Genomic DNA, 14475 nt, shown 5'->3' on the forward strand with positions numbered 1-14475 from the left:
CCTTACCATCCTTTTTATATGGCAGATATGATCCTCCAGGCAGACAATCTCACCAAGTCCTTCGGTGGCCTGCGCGCGGTCGGCGGCGTCAGCTTCACGCTTGACGCCAACGAGATCCTCGGCATCGCCGGCCCCAATGGCAGCGGCAAGAGCACGCTCTTCAACATAGTGACCGGCATCCCGTTCGGGCCGGACAGCGGCCGCGTGATCTTCGAAGGCAGGGAGGTCCAGGATGTCGCGCCGGAGGAACTTGCCCGCTCGGGAATCGCCCGCACGTTCCAGCGCGAGAGCATCTTTCCTTCGCTGAGTGCCATCGACAACGTGCTGGTCTCGGTCGAGCACAGCGGTCGCCGCGCGCGGTCCAGGGACAACGAGGCCGCCGCGGTACTTGCCCTCGACACGGTCGGATTCCCGCAGACGCTGCACAACGCGCCGACGGCAACGCTGCCGATCTTCTTTCGCAAGACGCTGATGATGGCGAGCGCGCTGGCCATGTCTCCGCGCGTGCTGCTTCTCGACGAGCCGGCCTCCAGTCTGACGCCGACCGAAATCGAGCACATGAAGACGCTGATCCTGGGGCTGCGTAACGCCGGCATCGCGATCTTGCTCATCGAACACGTGCTGCCACTGCTGATGACGGTGTGTGATCGCCTGGTTGTGCTGGACCAGGGCAAGGTCATCGCCCAGGGCTTGCCCAACGACGTGGTGGCTGATCCGAAGGTGATCGAGGCCTATCTGGGACAGGCGAAATGACGCAACCGCTTCTTCTCGACGTGCGCGGCCTCGACGGCGGCTACGAGCCGCTGCAGATTTTCCGCAAGATCGACCTTCAACTCGTACCCGGCGGCAGCGTCGGTCTGTTCGGACCGAACGGCCACGGCAAGACGACCTTCCTGCGCACGCTGAGCGGCATCATCGATCCGTGGGACGGCGACATCTTCTTCGAGGGTGTCCAGCTCAACCGGCCGGGACCTCGCGGCAGCCGCCGCTGGCGCAACTTCAACTACGATGCGGTGACGCGCCGGCGCATGGACCCCAAGTCCGTGGCGCGCGCAGGGCTGATCCATGTGCCCCAGGGCAATCTCCTGTTCCCCGATATGACGGTGGCGGAAACGCTGTCGATCGCGCCATATGCCGCTTCCGGACGCGCCTCGGCCGCGGAGACGCTCGACTACGTCTTCAGGCTGTTTCCGCGCGTGCAGGAGCGGCTGAGCTCCAAGATTCGCTTCCTGTCGGGGGGCGAGCGGCAGATGGTGGCGATCGGTGTCGGCCTGATGGCGGCACCCAAACTGCTCATCCTCGACGAGCCGACGCTTGGCCTGTCGCCAAAACTGCGCGGCGAACTCGCCGATGCGATCCGCACGATCCGCCAATCAGGCGTGCCGCTGATCGTCGTCGACCAGGACATCGCCTTCCTCGAGTCGCTGATCGATACGCTCTATTTGTTCGACCACGGGCGCATCTCGCGGCGCATCGAAAAGGCCGACATGCCAACCCACGAGGAAATCATGAAACTCATGTTCGGCGAGGAGCACCAGTGACCTTCGACACGCTCACGCTGATCCTGCTCGGTGGCGTCGTGCTCGGCGCGCTCTACGCGCTTATGGCGACCGGCCTTGCACTGGTTTGGACCACGCTCGGCATCTTCAACTTCGCGCACGGCACCTTCATCGCGCTCGGCGCCTATATCGCCTGGCAGGTTGCCAGCTCTGAGGCGTTGGGCGGCGGCCTGCTGGTCGGCGCGCTCGTTTCGGTGGTCGGCATGTTCTTCATCGGCATGGCGGTATACTACCTGCTGATCAAGCCGTTCGAACGCAGCCCTGACATCGTGGTGAAATCCGTCATCACGACGCTCGCCGGCGCAACGATCCTGGAGAACCTGATCAGCATTGCCTGGGGGCCACGCAACAAGCAGCTCTCTGCGGTGCTGACTGGTGACCTGCAGTTTCTCGACCTTGTCATGTCGCGCAACGAGGCGGCGGCAGTCATTGTCTCGCTGATTATTCTGGCCGCCCTCGGCATCTTCCTGCAGCGCGCGCCGCTCGGCCGGGCCATGCGCGCCGTGGCGCAGAACCGCGAGGCGGCGCAGTTGATGGGCATCGACGTCGCGCGGCTCTATGCGGTGGCCTTCGGCCTGTCTGCCGCGCTCGCGGCGATCGCCGGCGTGCTGATCGGCTCCATTCGTTTCATGAATCCGCTGATGGGCTCAGACCCCTTGATGAAGGCGCTGATCGTCGTGATCTTCGGAGGCATTGCCCGATTCACCGGGCCGATCTACGCCGCCTTCATCGTCGGCCTGCTGGAAGCCTTCATGACCTATGCGGTTGGCCTCTACTGGAGCCCAACCGTGCTCTTCGTCATCATGATCGTCGTTCTGGTCGTCAAGCCGGAAGGACTCTTCGGCAAGCACAGGAAATCGGTCTGATGCGCTACAGCCCGTCCTTCGCCCGCTCGTCGGGCCTCATCCCGACGCTGGTCGCGCTGGCCGCGCTCGCGCTGCTGCCGCTGGTTTTCGACGGCAACTATCTACGTCATCTCCTGGTCCTGGCCTTCGTCTTCGCGATCGTCGCTTCGAGCTGGGACCTCAGCCTCGGTTATGGCGGCCTGTTCAATTTCTCCCATGTCGCGCTCTTCGCGGTCGGCATCTACGCCTATGGCCTCGTGGCCAAAACGCTCGGACTGTCGCCCTGGCTCGGTCTGGTCGCCGCGGGCGGCGCGGCGGGGCTGATGGCAGCGCTGATCACCCTGCCCATCATGCGACTGTCGGGCATCTATATCATCCTGGTGACGATCGCCGCCTCGCAGGTGCTCTATCAGATCGTCATCAGCCAGTCGCAGATCACCGGCGGCACCTCCGGCATGGTAAGCCTGCCGGGGCTCGAACTTTTCGGCTACCGCATGAGCCGCGACGGCAAGATCGGCTACTACTATCTGGCGCTGGCCATGCTCGTGGCGTCGACGGTCCTGCTCTACAAGATCACGCGCTCGCGCTGGGGCCGCGCGATCGTGGCGATGCGCGACCACAGGTACTACGCCATCTCGCGCGGCATGTCGGAGACTCGGACGCGGCTGTTCACCCTTACCGTCAGTGCGGCGATCAGCGGCACCGCCGGCGGTCTTTACGGCTCCTACATGCGCGTCGCTTCGCCCGACAATTTCGGGCTCGGCCTGCTTGGGCTGCTGCTCAGTATGCTCCTGCTCGGTGGCGCAGGGACGATCTGGGGGCCGATCCTGGCCGCCTTCTTCGTCACGATGGTGTCTGAGGCGTTGGCCGAATACGGCGCCTGGCGCAACATCATCATGTCGCTGCTGCTGATCGTTATCCTGATCTTCTATCCGGGTGGTCTATGGGCCTTGTTGCAGACGGCGCGCGAAGCTTTCGACGTCGTCCGCACGCAGGCGACCGCAACGCTTCGCCGCCGTTCGGGCAAGGCCGCGCGCGAGGCGCTGACCGGCGGCCGGGAGCGCATCATCCCCACGCGCCACGGCAGGATCGCGGTCGCCGACGGCGGCGGCAACGGGCCGGCGCTGCTCTTCATCCACGGCAATTCGTCCGCCAAGGAGGTATTTGCCGAACAGTTCAAGGCATTTGGCGACCGCTACCGCGTCATTTCGTTCGACTTGCCTGGCCATGGCGTATCCGACAACGCCGATCCGGAGCAGGACTATTCGGTGGAGGCCTTCGCCGACGTGGCGGAAGACGTGCTGGAGACCCTGGGCGTCACCAACGCCATCGTGTTCGGCTGGTCGCTCGGCGGATACATCGCCATCGAGCTCGCGGCGCGCGGCTATCCGATCCGGGCGCTCTCCATTTCGGGCACGCCGCCCTTGCGTGTCGTGCCCGAGGACATCGGCAAATCCTACGATGCGACGAGCCATTTTGCCCTGGCCAGCCGGCGCTTCCTGTCGCCGAGCGAAATGCGCGACTTCGCGACCTCGACGACCGGGCCAAGGGACGCCACGACGAAGCATCTGCATCGCGCCGTGGCGCGCACCGATGGCCGCGCGCGCGCCTATACGCTCGGCAAGCTGCCGATCGTCGACTGGCCGCGGCAGATGCGCTTCCTGCGGGGCGCCGCCGTGCCCTTCGCGATCTTGAACGGCTCGAAGGATCCGTTCCTCAACCACCAGTATTTCCGCGAACTGAAGCTGACGCAGTGGACAGGCGAGCCAGCCGACGTGGTCGGAGCCGGCCACGCCCCGTTCCTGACTATGCCGGAAGCGTTCAATGCCAGGCTGGCCGCCTTCCTGGAGGCTGTCGGCGAAGGCCACGCCGTGAGCCAGGCAACGGATCGGCCGATGATCTCGGCATGATCAGAAAGGAATTTCCATGGGCACGGGTTTCGCCGAATGGCTGAACGACAATATCGGGCGGCTGGTCGAGCTACGCCGCGATCTCCACGCGCACCCTGAACTCGGCTTCGAAGAGGAGCGGACCTCGCGCATCGTCGCGGACATGCTTCGGCAGGCTGACATAGAGGTGACGCGGAACGTCGGGCGCACCGGCGTGGTCGGGGTCATCAAGGGGAGACTTCCCGGACAGCGTTCGATCGGCCTGCGGGCCGACATGGATGCCCTGCCGATCCATGAGGCGACCGGGCTCTCCTATGCATCGCAATCGAGCGGTTGCATGCATGCCTGCGGGCATGACGGCCATACCACAATGCTGCTCGGCGCCGCGCTTTATCTCGCGGAGAACCCGGACTTCGGCGGGACGCTCAACCTCATCTTTCAGCCCGCCGAGGAGGGGCGCGGGGGTGCTAACAGCATGCTCGCCGACGGCATCTTCGATCGCTTTCCCTGCGACGCGATCTATGGCTTGCACAACCAGCCGGGCGGCCCGGTGGGGACCATGGCCGGGCGTCTGGGCCCATCGATGGCGGCTGCTGATTTTTGGGAAGTCACCTTCAGGGGCGTGGGCGGCCATGGCGGCGTGGCGCCGCATCAGTCGACGGACATTACCTACGCGCAGGCGCAACTGGTCGTGTCATTGCAAGGGATCGTCGGCCGGTCGCTGGCTCCGCTGGAGACAGGCGTCATCAGCGTCGGCTACATCCACGGCGGTTCGGCGGTGGCGCCGAGCGTGATCCCCTCTGAACTGGTCATCGGCGGAACGGCGCGGAGCTTTCGACCGGAGACGCGCGATCTGATCGAGCGTCGCATGCGCGAGGTGACGGAACAGACGGCCCGGACCTGGGGCTGCAAGGCCGAGTTCAAGTTCAACCGATCGACGAGCGTCGTGGTCAATGCCGATGAACCGTTCAAGGCTGCTTCGGCCGCGGCAATGGCAACCGTAGGCGAGCGGAACTATAACGGCAGCCTCGATCAGTCGTGTGCCGGCGAGGATTTCGCCAACATGATGGATGTCCGTCCCGGCGCGTTCCTGTGGATCGGCAACGGAGCGGAGCCGGACGGAACATTCCACCAGCTCCATACGCCACACTACAACTTCAACGACGAGATCATACCGACCGGCGTACGTTATTGGATCAATCTGGCGTACTCGGAACTCGGCGGCCGCTGCGTCTGATCCTGCCACGCCAGCTTCTCGACAAGGCCAGGCCCTAGCAGAGCACGGGCTGTTTGAGCGGATGAAAATCGGCCGGGAAAGCCTCTATATCAATCCGCCGCTGCTGGCTCAGTTCGCGACCGATCCGCAACGTGAACAAGCGCCGGACCAAGGCACGGCGAGCGCAAACGCTCACGGGGAGAGATCTTGCCTTGTGGGCGCAGCCAGAGGTATGCGGTCAAAGCCGCCGCTGTGCAGTGTGACATCCGTACCGTCGATTCCACGCGCCATCCTGCTTCCTTCTTCCTTCCGCCGCGCTGCGCTTGGAGCGAGCCCTACTTCATCCTGATGCCACTTCGCGCGTCGAACAGATGCACTTTTGAAACCATTATCCCTAATCCAACTTCTTGATCAGGCTTGAATGGCGACTGATCCCGAACTTCGGCCACAAGTTCGATGCCACTTGTTCTTAACGTCAGTTCCTGAGCTTCTCCTGTCGGCTCCACCACCTGAACCGTTGCCTTGGCATGCTCGCCGCCGATCACAAGGTGCTGAGGACGAACTCCGTAAATCACCTCTTCCCCAGCGCGCAATTCCATGTCCTTGGGCAAGGGCAGATGCAGACCTCCCGCCGCCGTGAACGCACCGTGGTCGACGCGGCCCTTGATTAGGTTCATTTCCGGCGAGCCGATAAAGCTCGCGACGAACAGATTGGCCGGGTGCTCGTAAAGCTCGGAAGGCGTGCCGATCTGTTCGATGCGGCCCTTGTTCAACACCACGATGCGGTCGGCGAGCGTCATTGCTTCGGTCTGGTCATGCGTAACGTAGATACTGGTGCGCCCCAGCCGCTGGTGAAGCTTCTTGATCTCGGCGCGCATCTTCACGCGCAGCTTGGCGTCGAGGTTGCTGAGCGGCTCGTCGAACAGGAAGGCGGAGGGGTCGCGCACGATGGCCCTACCCATGGCGACACGTTGGCGCTGGCCGCCCGACAGCTGCCGCGGCATGCGGCCGAGCAGATCCTGCAGGCCGAGGATTTCGGCCGCCGCCTTCACTCTCGAGACGATCTCCTCCCTGGGAACCTTAGCCAACCGAAGAGCAAAGCTCATATTGTCGGCCACGCTCATATGCGGATAGAGCGCGTAGCTCTGGAAGACCATGGCTATGTCGCGCGACTTGGCCGGCATCTCGTCGACGACGCGCCCGCCGATGCGGATCTCGCCGGTCGTCTGTTCTTCCAGCCCGGCGATCATGCGCAGCAGCGTTGACTTGCCGCAGCCTGACGGACCGACCAGCACCACGAATTCGCCGCTGGCGATTTCGATATTGACGTCGCGCAGAACTTCCACGGCGCCGAAGCTCTTGCCGAGCTGCTCTATCTCGATTGCAGACATCTGGTTTCCTCCCGTTCGGCACCACTCATCTCTGTTGAGCATGCCGCCATGCGCGGTACTCGGCCTCGCCCTCGGGACTCAGCGGGTAGTATTTTCGCAGGTCTCCTCCCTGCGCCAGGCGCGAGCGCGAAAACTCTTCCCATTCAATGTGCTCGCCGGCGAGCTCGACCAATTTTGGCGCCAGGGCGACCGGCACGACGACGACGCCGTCATCGTCAGCGACTATGATATCGCCAGGGATGACAAGCACGTTCGAGCAGGCGATGGGTACGTTGATGGCGAAGGGCACGATGTTGGTCTGGGCGTGGAAATTCGGGGTGACGTCTCTCACCCAGATACCTATGTCCAAGGCCGCCGCTTGCGCGGAATCGCGGATGCAGCCATCGACAACCACGCCAGCCCCGCCGCGGCCAGCGAAATAGGTCAGCATCATCTCGCCGAAGATGCCGCTGCCGAGGTCGCCGCGTGCATCGACGACCACCATGTCGCCCGGCTGCGTGGGATAGAGGACGTGACGGTGCAACTGCCGCTCCGGCTCCTCATATTCGGTCTCGTTGTAGAGATCCTCGCGCTTCGGCATGCACTGGAGCGTGAGAGCAGGCCCCGCCGCCGTGCGGCCGAGCCTCAGCGGACGCGGACCCCGTATCTGCGGGTCGCGAATGCCCATCTTGTGGTAGAGCTCACTGGCCAGCGTCGCCGAGCCGATCGCCGCAAGCGCGTTGACCAATTCTCTCGGCGGCCGCGAAATGTCCGACATCGCCGGTATCTGATCAGCTGCCATAGCGTATACTCCCATTGCTTGGCGAGGTCTTTGACCTCACCGACCATCACTCAGTTGCGTATCCAACCGTCATCGAAGCCGTCGGGCGTTTTGTGGTGCATGTCCGCCATTCAACCGCGAACCGCACCGGTGGTGAGGCCCTTGACCAGCAGGCCCTGGGCAAACCAGACAAACACCAAAGTCGGGATGACCATGAGGACGCCGGCTGCCGACATGGCGCCCCAGTCGATGCCGAACTGCGAGACGAAGTTGGTGAGCCCGACCGGCAGGGTCTGTGCGGCTTTGCTCGAGGTCAGGGTCAAGGCAAGCAGCAGGTCGTTCCAGGTGAACAGGAAGGTGATGACCGCGCTGGCGCCGATGCCGGGGGCAATCAGCGGCGCCACGATCTGGACCAGAGTGCGCACCGTGCCGGCGCCGTCCGACTGGGCAGCCTCCTCGATCTCTTTCGGCACGTCCTGGATGAAACCCAGCAGCAGCCAGATGGCGATAGGCAGTTTGGCCGCCGTATGGCTCAGGATCAGCGCCCAGATGGTGTCGAGCAGGCCAAAAGCGGCAAACACGGCGAAGAGGGGGATGGCAAGCGCGATGACCGGGATCATGCGCATGATCAACAGCAGCCCGAAAATCAGCATGACGCCCGGCATCCTGAAGCGCGACAGCGCATAAGCGCAGGGAATGGCCAGCAGATGGACGAGAATGACCGTCGCCACCGAGACGATCACGGTGTTCCAGACATAACCCATCGTGTCGTACTCCGTGAAAACGGAGACGTACTGCGTCAGCGTCGCCGTCTCGGGGATGATGTGCACCGGAACCGAGAAAATATCGGCCGAACTGCGGATCGAGGTCAGGAACAGCCACACAAGCGGAAAGACGGTCAGGGCGACGGTCAGGGCGAGCGCCAGGTACCGGCCGGCGGTTCCCGCCGTGAACCGGCGGCGCCGGCGCTTTGGCCTGGGGCGTGCGGTGACGGTTGCGGCGTCGGTCATATCGCTCTCCGTTTCGCAATCAGCCACGGTATTCCGTAGAGGAGCCCGAGCACGAATAGCGACATCCCCAGGGCGATGTAGGAGACCGCCGCCGCATGTCCGAAATCCACTGCCTGAAACGCCAGCAGGTAGGAGTAGACGGTAAGCAGATTGGTAGCGCCGCCCGGCCCGCCCTGCGTCATCAGCCAGACGACGTCGAAGGTCCGGAATGTGTCGATGATGCGCAGCATCAGCGCTATCATGATGACCGGACGCATCAGCGGCAGCACGATGTGCCAGAAGCGCTGCCATGGCGTGGCGCCGTCCACCGTAGCGGCTTCGAGCGGTTCCTGCGGCAAGGATTGCAGGCCAGCAAGGAACAGCAGCACCATCAGCGGCGTGTTCTGCCAGACATCGGCAACGATCACTGAGACAAGCGCCCAGGTCGGGTGGTTGAGCCATGGAATGTCGGGCAGGTTGAACATGCGCAGCAGCGCGTCGACGAGGCCGTACTGGGTGTTGAACAGCCAACGGAAATTCAGGCCCACGACGGCGGGCGCAATCATCGGTGGCACCAGGAGCAAGGTGCGCGCCAACCGCATGCCGCGCAATTTGCCGTTGACGAGCACGGCGATCGCCATTCCGGCCACCACTTCGGTCGTGATGGAAACGACGCTGAATATGGTCTGATTTCGCAGTGCCTGGTTGAACTGGCGACCGAAGAGTTCGTCGGTGTAGTTTGCCGTCCCGATGAACGGTGCCGAACCGCTGAGATCCCAGCGGAAGAAACTCATGATGAAAGAATAACCGAGCGGATAGATCAGTATGGCCAGCATAACAAGAAGCGCCGGGCTGGCCAGTAGGTAGCCTCTCTGCCAGGTGTAGGGGAGCGGCGAACGTCGCCGACGCCCCGACACCTGATCCTGCGCGACGGGCGGCATGGTCAATCGTAAGCCCCGGCCCGGCGCATGATCTCCTCAGCCTCGGTCGCGGCCTGGTTAAGCGAGTCAGCCGCAGAGACCTGGTCGGTCAGGGCCTGTTCGATGGCCGAGAACATCAGCGTGCAGACTTTCGAGAAGCCGGCCAGCTTCGGCCATTCCTTGCCATTGGCTATCGTCGTCTCGAGCTGCTGCAGCCAAAGGGCCTGGGGCCCCTTTGCCGCTGATATCACTTCCTTGGCGATCGTCTGACTGCTGGGGAAGTTGGTGAACTGATCGAACTGCAGCCTCTGCGCCTCCGGACCGACCGTATATTTGATGAATTCGACGGCGGCATCCTTGCGTCCAGATTGCCCGTTGAGCGCCATGGCATGGGAGATGGCGCATGAAATCGCGGCCTTGTCCCTGATGTAGGGCGCAGTCGACCACTTGCCCACGACACGCGAGGTCTCGGGGTTGGACAGGGTCGCGAAGGCGCCCGGCCAATCGAAATTGGCATAGACCGTACCGGAGGAGAATTCGGTCGAATTCTCATTCCACTGATAGCCGACCGCGTCGGGGGGCACGATTTTGTGCTTCTGGATGAGATCGCGATAGAAGGTCAGGGCCTTGATGCCTGCTTCGGAATTGAAAGCAGGCTTGTTGGCCTGGTCCACCCAATCGCCGCCGGCTTGCCAGAGCAGATCGCTGAAGGTGCGTTGCGCGGGGTCGCCCTGCCCCGGCACGACCAGCCCATAATGGCCATTGCCGGTCAGTTTCAGCCCGACATCGACGAGTTCCTCCCAGGTCTGGGCCGGCTTCAGGCCTTTTTCCTGGTAAATGTCACTGCGGTAGTATTGGACGCGCGAATCCATGTTGCGTGGAATGGCCGCCAGATTTCCGGTCTTGGGATCACGCAGATACTTGACCGCGACCGGATAAAATTCGGCGAGTTCGGTGTCGCTGAAATAGCTGTTCAGCGGAGCGAAATGGTTGAAGTAGGAATCGATCTGCGCTGTGTGTGTGCTGTAGACGTCGTACTGGCTCGATCGCGCCGCGCTCAGTGTAACCACCTTCGCCGTCAGTGGGGTAAATTCCAGCAAGTCGTAGCGAACCTTGATACCGGTCTTGGCGGTGAAATCCTGAACGATCTTTTCCCAGTATTTGGGATAGAGCGGGCCCCCGGTGATCAGCAACGCGGTGATCTCGTTCGCATCTGCCCTGGCAATCCATGGCGCGGCGAGCGAACCGGCCGTGACTGCCGCACTCGCAGCCAGGAATTTGCGTCTCGATAGGTTTCCGAACATCACAATCTCCTCCTTGGTTTGATTGGGCGGCCCATGCAGGGGTCGGCCGATAACTTTCAACCCTTCTGGCAGGTTCGCGGCGGCTTGCTCCTCCCGCAGCGAGACTGCCTGAACTCCTTCCCGGACGACGCTTGCGAGCCCGCCGGGCTATTGGACACCTATGCTCCAACTCGCCTGGCGCTTTATGCGTAGGCGTATCGATCCTGATCTCGGACGACGGAAGGCGGGATGCCGCTGGAGAACTCCACCGTTCAATCCTCCCTTCCCGCAGGCCGCATTATAGGCTAGTGAGCGTTCTCATGAGATAAGTTGACTGCATATCTAGCTATCAGCCTATAAGCTTATCAGACAAGTGGATGTTAATGATGGATGCCGCGGAGGTCAAGCTTCAAACTTTGCCCAAGCAGGTGGCCGGCGTGCTCGCACGTCGGATTGCCAGCAGCGGCATCAGCGGCGGCCAGGGACCGTCGGAGCAGCAAATCCTTCAGGAGTTCGGGGTTTCGCGTGCGGTGGCGCGGGAAGCGCTGAAGATCCTGGCGTCTCTCGACATGATCGAAATCGCGCAGGGACGGCGCGTGGTGCTGCGGCCCGCCGAAGAATGGGACTATCTCAGCCCATTGCTTATCGACTGGCTGCCGCCCGAGCAGAGCCGCGAGATATTGGCGGAAGCGCATGCGACGCGCATAATCATCGAACCGGCCATCGCCGCGATCGCGGCCAAGCATATGGCCAAGGAAAACCTCGAGCGTCTTGGCACCCTGCTGGCAGCCATGTCGGCCAGCGAAGACAATCCGGACGCCTATCTGAAACTCGACCTGGATTTCCACATGGAGATCTGCCGGGCGGCGCAAAACAGGATCCTCGACCGCTTCATGTATTCGTCCCGCTGGTGGCAGATGGCGAGCAGGCGCATCAGCAACCAGATGCCTCATGCGCTGCCCTCGGCAACCGAAATGCACAGGGCAATCTACGAGGCGCTCGTGGCGCGCGATGAAAAGCGAGCGGAAGAAGCAATGCGCCGGCACCTCAAGAAAACCACCGCGGTCGGCTTGCCTCGGTGAAGGAGCGGCGCAGCCAGCATTTGCGCTGGCCGCACCGCAGCGCGTCGGGAGGACACGGCTTGATTTGGAGCAATCCAGAAAAGTGAACTAGGCTCTCTTCGCTTGCTGTTCCTGACGCTGGCGTGCGCGAAAACCGAACATGTCGCCCTTGTCCTTGATTTCCGCCCATACCGGTGCGGTGATCCTGTCGATGGCGGCTATGTCCGCTTCGGAAATCGCCCAGCCGGCGCTCTCGACATTTTCCTCAAGCTCCTTGACGGTGCGCGCGCCGACCAACGGCGAGCTGACGCCTGGCCTGCTGGTCAGCCACTGGATCGCAAGCTGAGGAACCGTCTTGCCGTAGCGCGCCGCTATCGGCTTGAGGGCGTCGACGGCGTTCACCGCGCGCTCGTAGGTGCCCGGCTGGAACAGAACGGTGGTGCGACGCTCATCGCCTTCGACGAATTTGGTGTCCGGCGACAGCAGGCCGGTAAGCAGGCCCTGGGCGAGACCGCTATAAGGCATCACGCCGATATTATGCTTGCGGCAATAGGGCAGCGTCTCGGCCTCCACCTCGCGCCACAGCATGTTGTACGGCGGCTGGAGCACATCGATGACGCCATGCTGGCGCGCGCTGTCCATGTCGGCGGTGCTGAAATTCGAAACGCCGACCGCCTTAATGCGCCCTGACGAGCGCAACCGCTCCATCATCTCCATGGTCGGGCCGATCGGAAAATCCGAGTTCGGCCAGTGGACGAAGTAGACGTCGACATAGTCCGTCTGCATGCGCTTCAACGAACCGTCAAGTGCCGCCTCGATCGCGGCGGGTTCGAGATGATTGGGTGCGACCTTGGTCGCGATAACAGCCTTGTCGCGGCGGCCGGCCAGCGCCTTGCCGACGACCTCCTCGGCATGGCCATGTCCATAGGCTTCGGCCGTATCGATCAGCGTGATGCCGAGCTCCAGGGCGCGCCTGATCACCCGGATCGATTCCTCGTCGTCGGCCGCGCCCCAAAACGCGCCGGACATACCCCAAGTCCCCAGGCCGATCTCCGATACCGTGACCGTCGACGATCCTAGCTGTCGCTGTTGCATCCTGTTCCTCCTGACTGACGGCATACATGGCTGTCGCCCTGCTAAACTCCAATTTATACGCTTATATACTCGTCTAACAAGTGGGTTCGTCCGATTTGTGATCTTCGATCGTAATCCACTAATTTCTTAAATTATTCAACCACATGGGTATTTAAGAAGTCCATTCCTGCAGAATCCTTCAAAGGGGGTTTACGCCTCATCACTTTATCTTGTATGCTTATTAGACAAGTTTGCTCTTGGCCGAAAATCTGCGGTTGTAAGCGCGGCGCCATCACGGGGAGGAGGATTCGATGAAGATCGTGGACATCAAGACGGCGGTGGTCGCCTATCACGGCAAGGCGACCCTGATCCGTATCGATACCGATGCCGGCATCTCCGGCTATGGCGAAGCCAACCCCGATGCCGGCGCGGCGGCGATCGTCGGACTGATCTCGGAATTGAAGTCGGAACTGATCGGCCAGGATCCGCGCAATGTCGAATATTGCTGGGACAAGATCCGCCGCGACCATGTGTTTTCCGGCGCCCAGGCCGGCATCTTTCTCATCGCCTTGACCGGGCTCGAAATGGCTTTGTGGGATGTGGCGGCGAAAGCCGCCGGCCAGCCGCTCTACCGCATGTTCGGCGGTAAGTTCCGCGACCGCATAAGGCTCTATGCCGATTGCGGCGATGGCGATGAGGCATCGGGATCGCCGGAGGGCTGTGCGTCACGTGCGCGCCGCATGGTGGCGGAAGGCTTCACGGCGCTTAAATTCGACATCGACAATTTGCGCCATCCGGCGAAATTCGACGCGGTGAACCACACCATCAATGGCGCCGAGCTGCGGTTCATGATCGAGCGCGTCGCTTCAGTGCGCGAGGCGGTCGGCCCTGACATCGATCTCTGCATTGACCTGCACGCACGCTATGATGTGCTCAGCGCCAGCCGCATAGCAGGCGAGATGGAGCGCTTCAATCTTCTGTGGCTTGAAGAGCCGATCCCGGCGGAAAATGTCGAAGCCCTGAAGCAGATCCGCATGCGGACAAAGACGCCGATCTGCGTCGGCGAAAATCTCTATCTGCGCTGGGGCTTCCGGGAACTGTTCCAGAATTACGGCGCCGACGTCATCATGCCCGACGTGCCGAAATGCGGCGGCTTGGCGGAGAGCCGCAAGATCGCGAATCTCGCCGAGATGTATTACGTGCCCTTCGCGCCGCATCTGGTGTCGACGCCACTGGGCACAATGGCGACGTGTCATGTCTGCGCCAGCGTTCCGAACTTCCTGGTGCTGGAGTGGCACGCGCTCGAGGAGCGGGAAGCCTGGGACAGCTATGTACGCTTGCCGAATGGCGCCAACTCAATCGTCGAAGACGGCCACATTGTCGTGCCTGACGTGCCCGGCATCGGCGTCGAGCTCGACATGGATGGTGTGCGCAAACACGCCGTCCCCGGCTATGGCATCTTCGAATAGCGAGGGACGGCGTTCTGCC

At 62.4% G+C, this 14475-nt stretch carries 13 protein-coding genes; 7 read left to right on the forward strand and 6 right to left on the reverse strand.

From position 1 onward, the window contains the following. Positions 1 to 27 precede the first annotated feature (27 nt). Genes EB231_RS30625 through EB231_RS30645 form a run of 5 tightly spaced genes read left to right on the forward strand, consistent with a single transcriptional unit; the run spans position 28 to position 5530 of the window. The gene (locus EB231_RS30625; RefSeq protein WP_246740779.1) at positions 28 to 753 is read left to right on the forward strand and encodes an ABC transporter ATP-binding protein; all 726 of its coding nucleotides are present in this window, start codon (positions 28 to 30) and stop codon (positions 751 to 753) included. After that, positions 750 to 1541, forward strand: a complete 792-nt coding sequence (locus EB231_RS30630) for an ABC transporter ATP-binding protein (protein WP_172352138.1) — start codon at positions 750 to 752, stop codon at positions 1539 to 1541. The genes EB231_RS30625 and EB231_RS30630 overlap by 4 nt, the downstream gene beginning before the upstream one ends. Further along, entirely contained in the window at positions 1538 to 2425 is an 888-nt protein-coding gene (locus tag EB231_RS30635; protein WP_172352139.1) for a branched-chain amino acid ABC transporter permease, read from the forward strand. Before EB231_RS30630 ends, EB231_RS30635 begins: the two co-directional genes overlap by 4 nt. Beyond that, positions 2425 to 4314: an alpha/beta fold hydrolase gene (locus EB231_RS30640; protein ID WP_172352140.1), complete on the forward strand. Its 1890-nt coding sequence runs from the start codon at positions 2425 to 2427 to the stop codon at positions 4312 to 4314. Before EB231_RS30635 ends, EB231_RS30640 begins: the two co-directional genes overlap by 1 nt. 16 nt (positions 4315 to 4330) lie before the next feature. Continuing rightward, the gene (locus EB231_RS30645; protein WP_172352141.1) at positions 4331 to 5530 is read left to right on the forward strand and encodes a M20 aminoacylase family protein; all 1200 of its coding nucleotides are present in this window, start codon (positions 4331 to 4333) and stop codon (positions 5528 to 5530) included. A 314-nt stretch (positions 5531 to 5844) separates the two neighbouring features. Here the strand turns inward: EB231_RS30645 and EB231_RS30650 are convergent, their stop codons facing one another. The 5 genes from EB231_RS30650 to EB231_RS30670 all read right to left on the reverse strand — a co-directional run bounded on the left by EB231_RS30650 (position 5845) and on the right by EB231_RS30670 (position 10873). Beyond that, positions 5845 to 6900, reverse strand: coding sequence for an ABC transporter ATP-binding protein (locus EB231_RS30650; RefSeq protein WP_172352142.1), 1056 nt, complete (start codon positions 6898 to 6900; stop codon positions 5845 to 5847). Between the two features lie 25 nt (positions 6901 to 6925). After that, positions 6926 to 7681, reverse strand: coding sequence for a ribonuclease activity regulator RraA (locus EB231_RS30655; RefSeq protein ID WP_172352143.1), 756 nt, complete (start codon positions 7679 to 7681; stop codon positions 6926 to 6928). A gap of 110 nt (positions 7682 to 7791) precedes the next feature. Beyond that, complete coding sequence (locus EB231_RS30660; RefSeq protein WP_172352144.1) at positions 7792 to 8670, reverse strand: carbohydrate ABC transporter permease; 879 nt, start codon at positions 8668 to 8670, stop codon at positions 7792 to 7794. Next, entirely contained in the window at positions 8667 to 9590 is a 924-nt protein-coding gene (locus EB231_RS30665; protein ID WP_246741041.1) for a carbohydrate ABC transporter permease, read from the reverse strand. The genes EB231_RS30660 and EB231_RS30665 overlap by 4 nt, the downstream gene beginning before the upstream one ends. Positions 9591 to 9592: 2 nt before the next feature. Further along, on the reverse strand, positions 9593 to 10873 hold the full coding sequence (locus EB231_RS30670; RefSeq protein ID WP_172352146.1) for an ABC transporter substrate-binding protein: 1281 nt from the start codon (positions 10871 to 10873) through the stop codon (positions 9593 to 9595). Between the two features lie 365 nt (positions 10874 to 11238). Between EB231_RS30670 and EB231_RS30675 the strand changes: the two genes are divergently transcribed. Then, positions 11239 to 11934 (forward strand): FadR/GntR family transcriptional regulator, encoded by a 696-nt coding sequence (locus tag EB231_RS30675; protein ID WP_246740780.1) that lies wholly within the window; start codon positions 11239 to 11241, stop codon positions 11932 to 11934. An 87-nt stretch (positions 11935 to 12021) separates the two neighbouring features. Here EB231_RS30675 and EB231_RS30680 read toward each other — a convergent pair whose 3' ends face one another. Continuing rightward, positions 12022 to 13008, reverse strand: a complete 987-nt coding sequence (locus EB231_RS30680; RefSeq protein WP_172352148.1) for an aldo/keto reductase — start codon at positions 13006 to 13008, stop codon at positions 12022 to 12024. 290 nt (positions 13009 to 13298) lie between these two features. Here EB231_RS30680 and EB231_RS30685 point away from each other — a divergent pair, with 290 nt between their 5' ends. After that, the gene (locus EB231_RS30685; RefSeq protein ID WP_172352149.1) at positions 13299 to 14456 is read left to right on the forward strand and encodes a mandelate racemase/muconate lactonizing enzyme family protein; all 1158 of its coding nucleotides are present in this window, start codon (positions 13299 to 13301) and stop codon (positions 14454 to 14456) included. Positions 14457 to 14475 lie beyond the last annotated feature (19 nt).

Source organism: Mesorhizobium sp. NZP2298 (genome assembly GCF_013170825.1).
Classification (GTDB): domain Bacteria; phylum Pseudomonadota; class Alphaproteobacteria; order Rhizobiales; family Rhizobiaceae; genus Mesorhizobium.

Excerpts from the sequence above, each read along its gene's own strand:
- EB231_RS30625 (WP_246740779.1), top strand. The coding sequence starts at position 28 with ATGATCCTCCAGGCAGACAATCTCACCAAGTCCTTCGGTGGCCTGCGC.
- EB231_RS30630 (WP_172352138.1), top strand. The coding sequence starts at position 750 with ATGACGCAACCGCTTCTTCTCGACGTGCGCGGCCTCGACGGCGGCTAC.
- EB231_RS30640 (WP_172352140.1), top strand. The coding sequence starts at position 2,425 with ATGCGCTACAGCCCGTCCTTCGCCCGCTCGTCGGGCCTCATCCCGACG.
- EB231_RS30645 (WP_172352141.1), top strand. The coding sequence starts at position 4,331 with ATGGGCACGGGTTTCGCCGAATGGCTGAACGACAATATCGGGCGGCTG.
- EB231_RS30650 (WP_172352142.1), bottom strand. The coding sequence starts at position 6,900 with ATGTCTGCAATCGAGATAGAGCAGCTCGGCAAGAGCTTCGGCGCCGTG.
- EB231_RS30655 (WP_172352143.1), bottom strand. The coding sequence starts at position 7,681 with ATGGCAGCTGATCAGATACCGGCGATGTCGGACATTTCGCGGCCGCCG.
- EB231_RS30660 (WP_172352144.1), bottom strand. The coding sequence starts at position 8,670 with ATGACCGACGCCGCAACCGTCACCGCACGCCCCAGGCCAAAGCGCCGG.
- EB231_RS30665 (WP_246741041.1), bottom strand. The coding sequence starts at position 9,590 with ATGCCGCCCGTCGCGCAGGATCAGGTGTCGGGGCGTCGGCGACGTTCG.
- EB231_RS30670 (WP_172352146.1), bottom strand. The coding sequence starts at position 10,873 with ATGTTCGGAAACCTATCGAGACGCAAATTCCTGGCTGCGAGTGCGGCA.
- EB231_RS30675 (WP_246740780.1), top strand. The coding sequence starts at position 11,239 with ATGGATGCCGCGGAGGTCAAGCTTCAAACTTTGCCCAAGCAGGTGGCC.
- EB231_RS30680 (WP_172352148.1), bottom strand. The coding sequence starts at position 13,008 with ATGCAACAGCGACAGCTAGGATCGTCGACGGTCACGGTATCGGAGATC.
- EB231_RS30685 (WP_172352149.1), top strand. The coding sequence starts at position 13,299 with ATGAAGATCGTGGACATCAAGACGGCGGTGGTCGCCTATCACGGCAAG.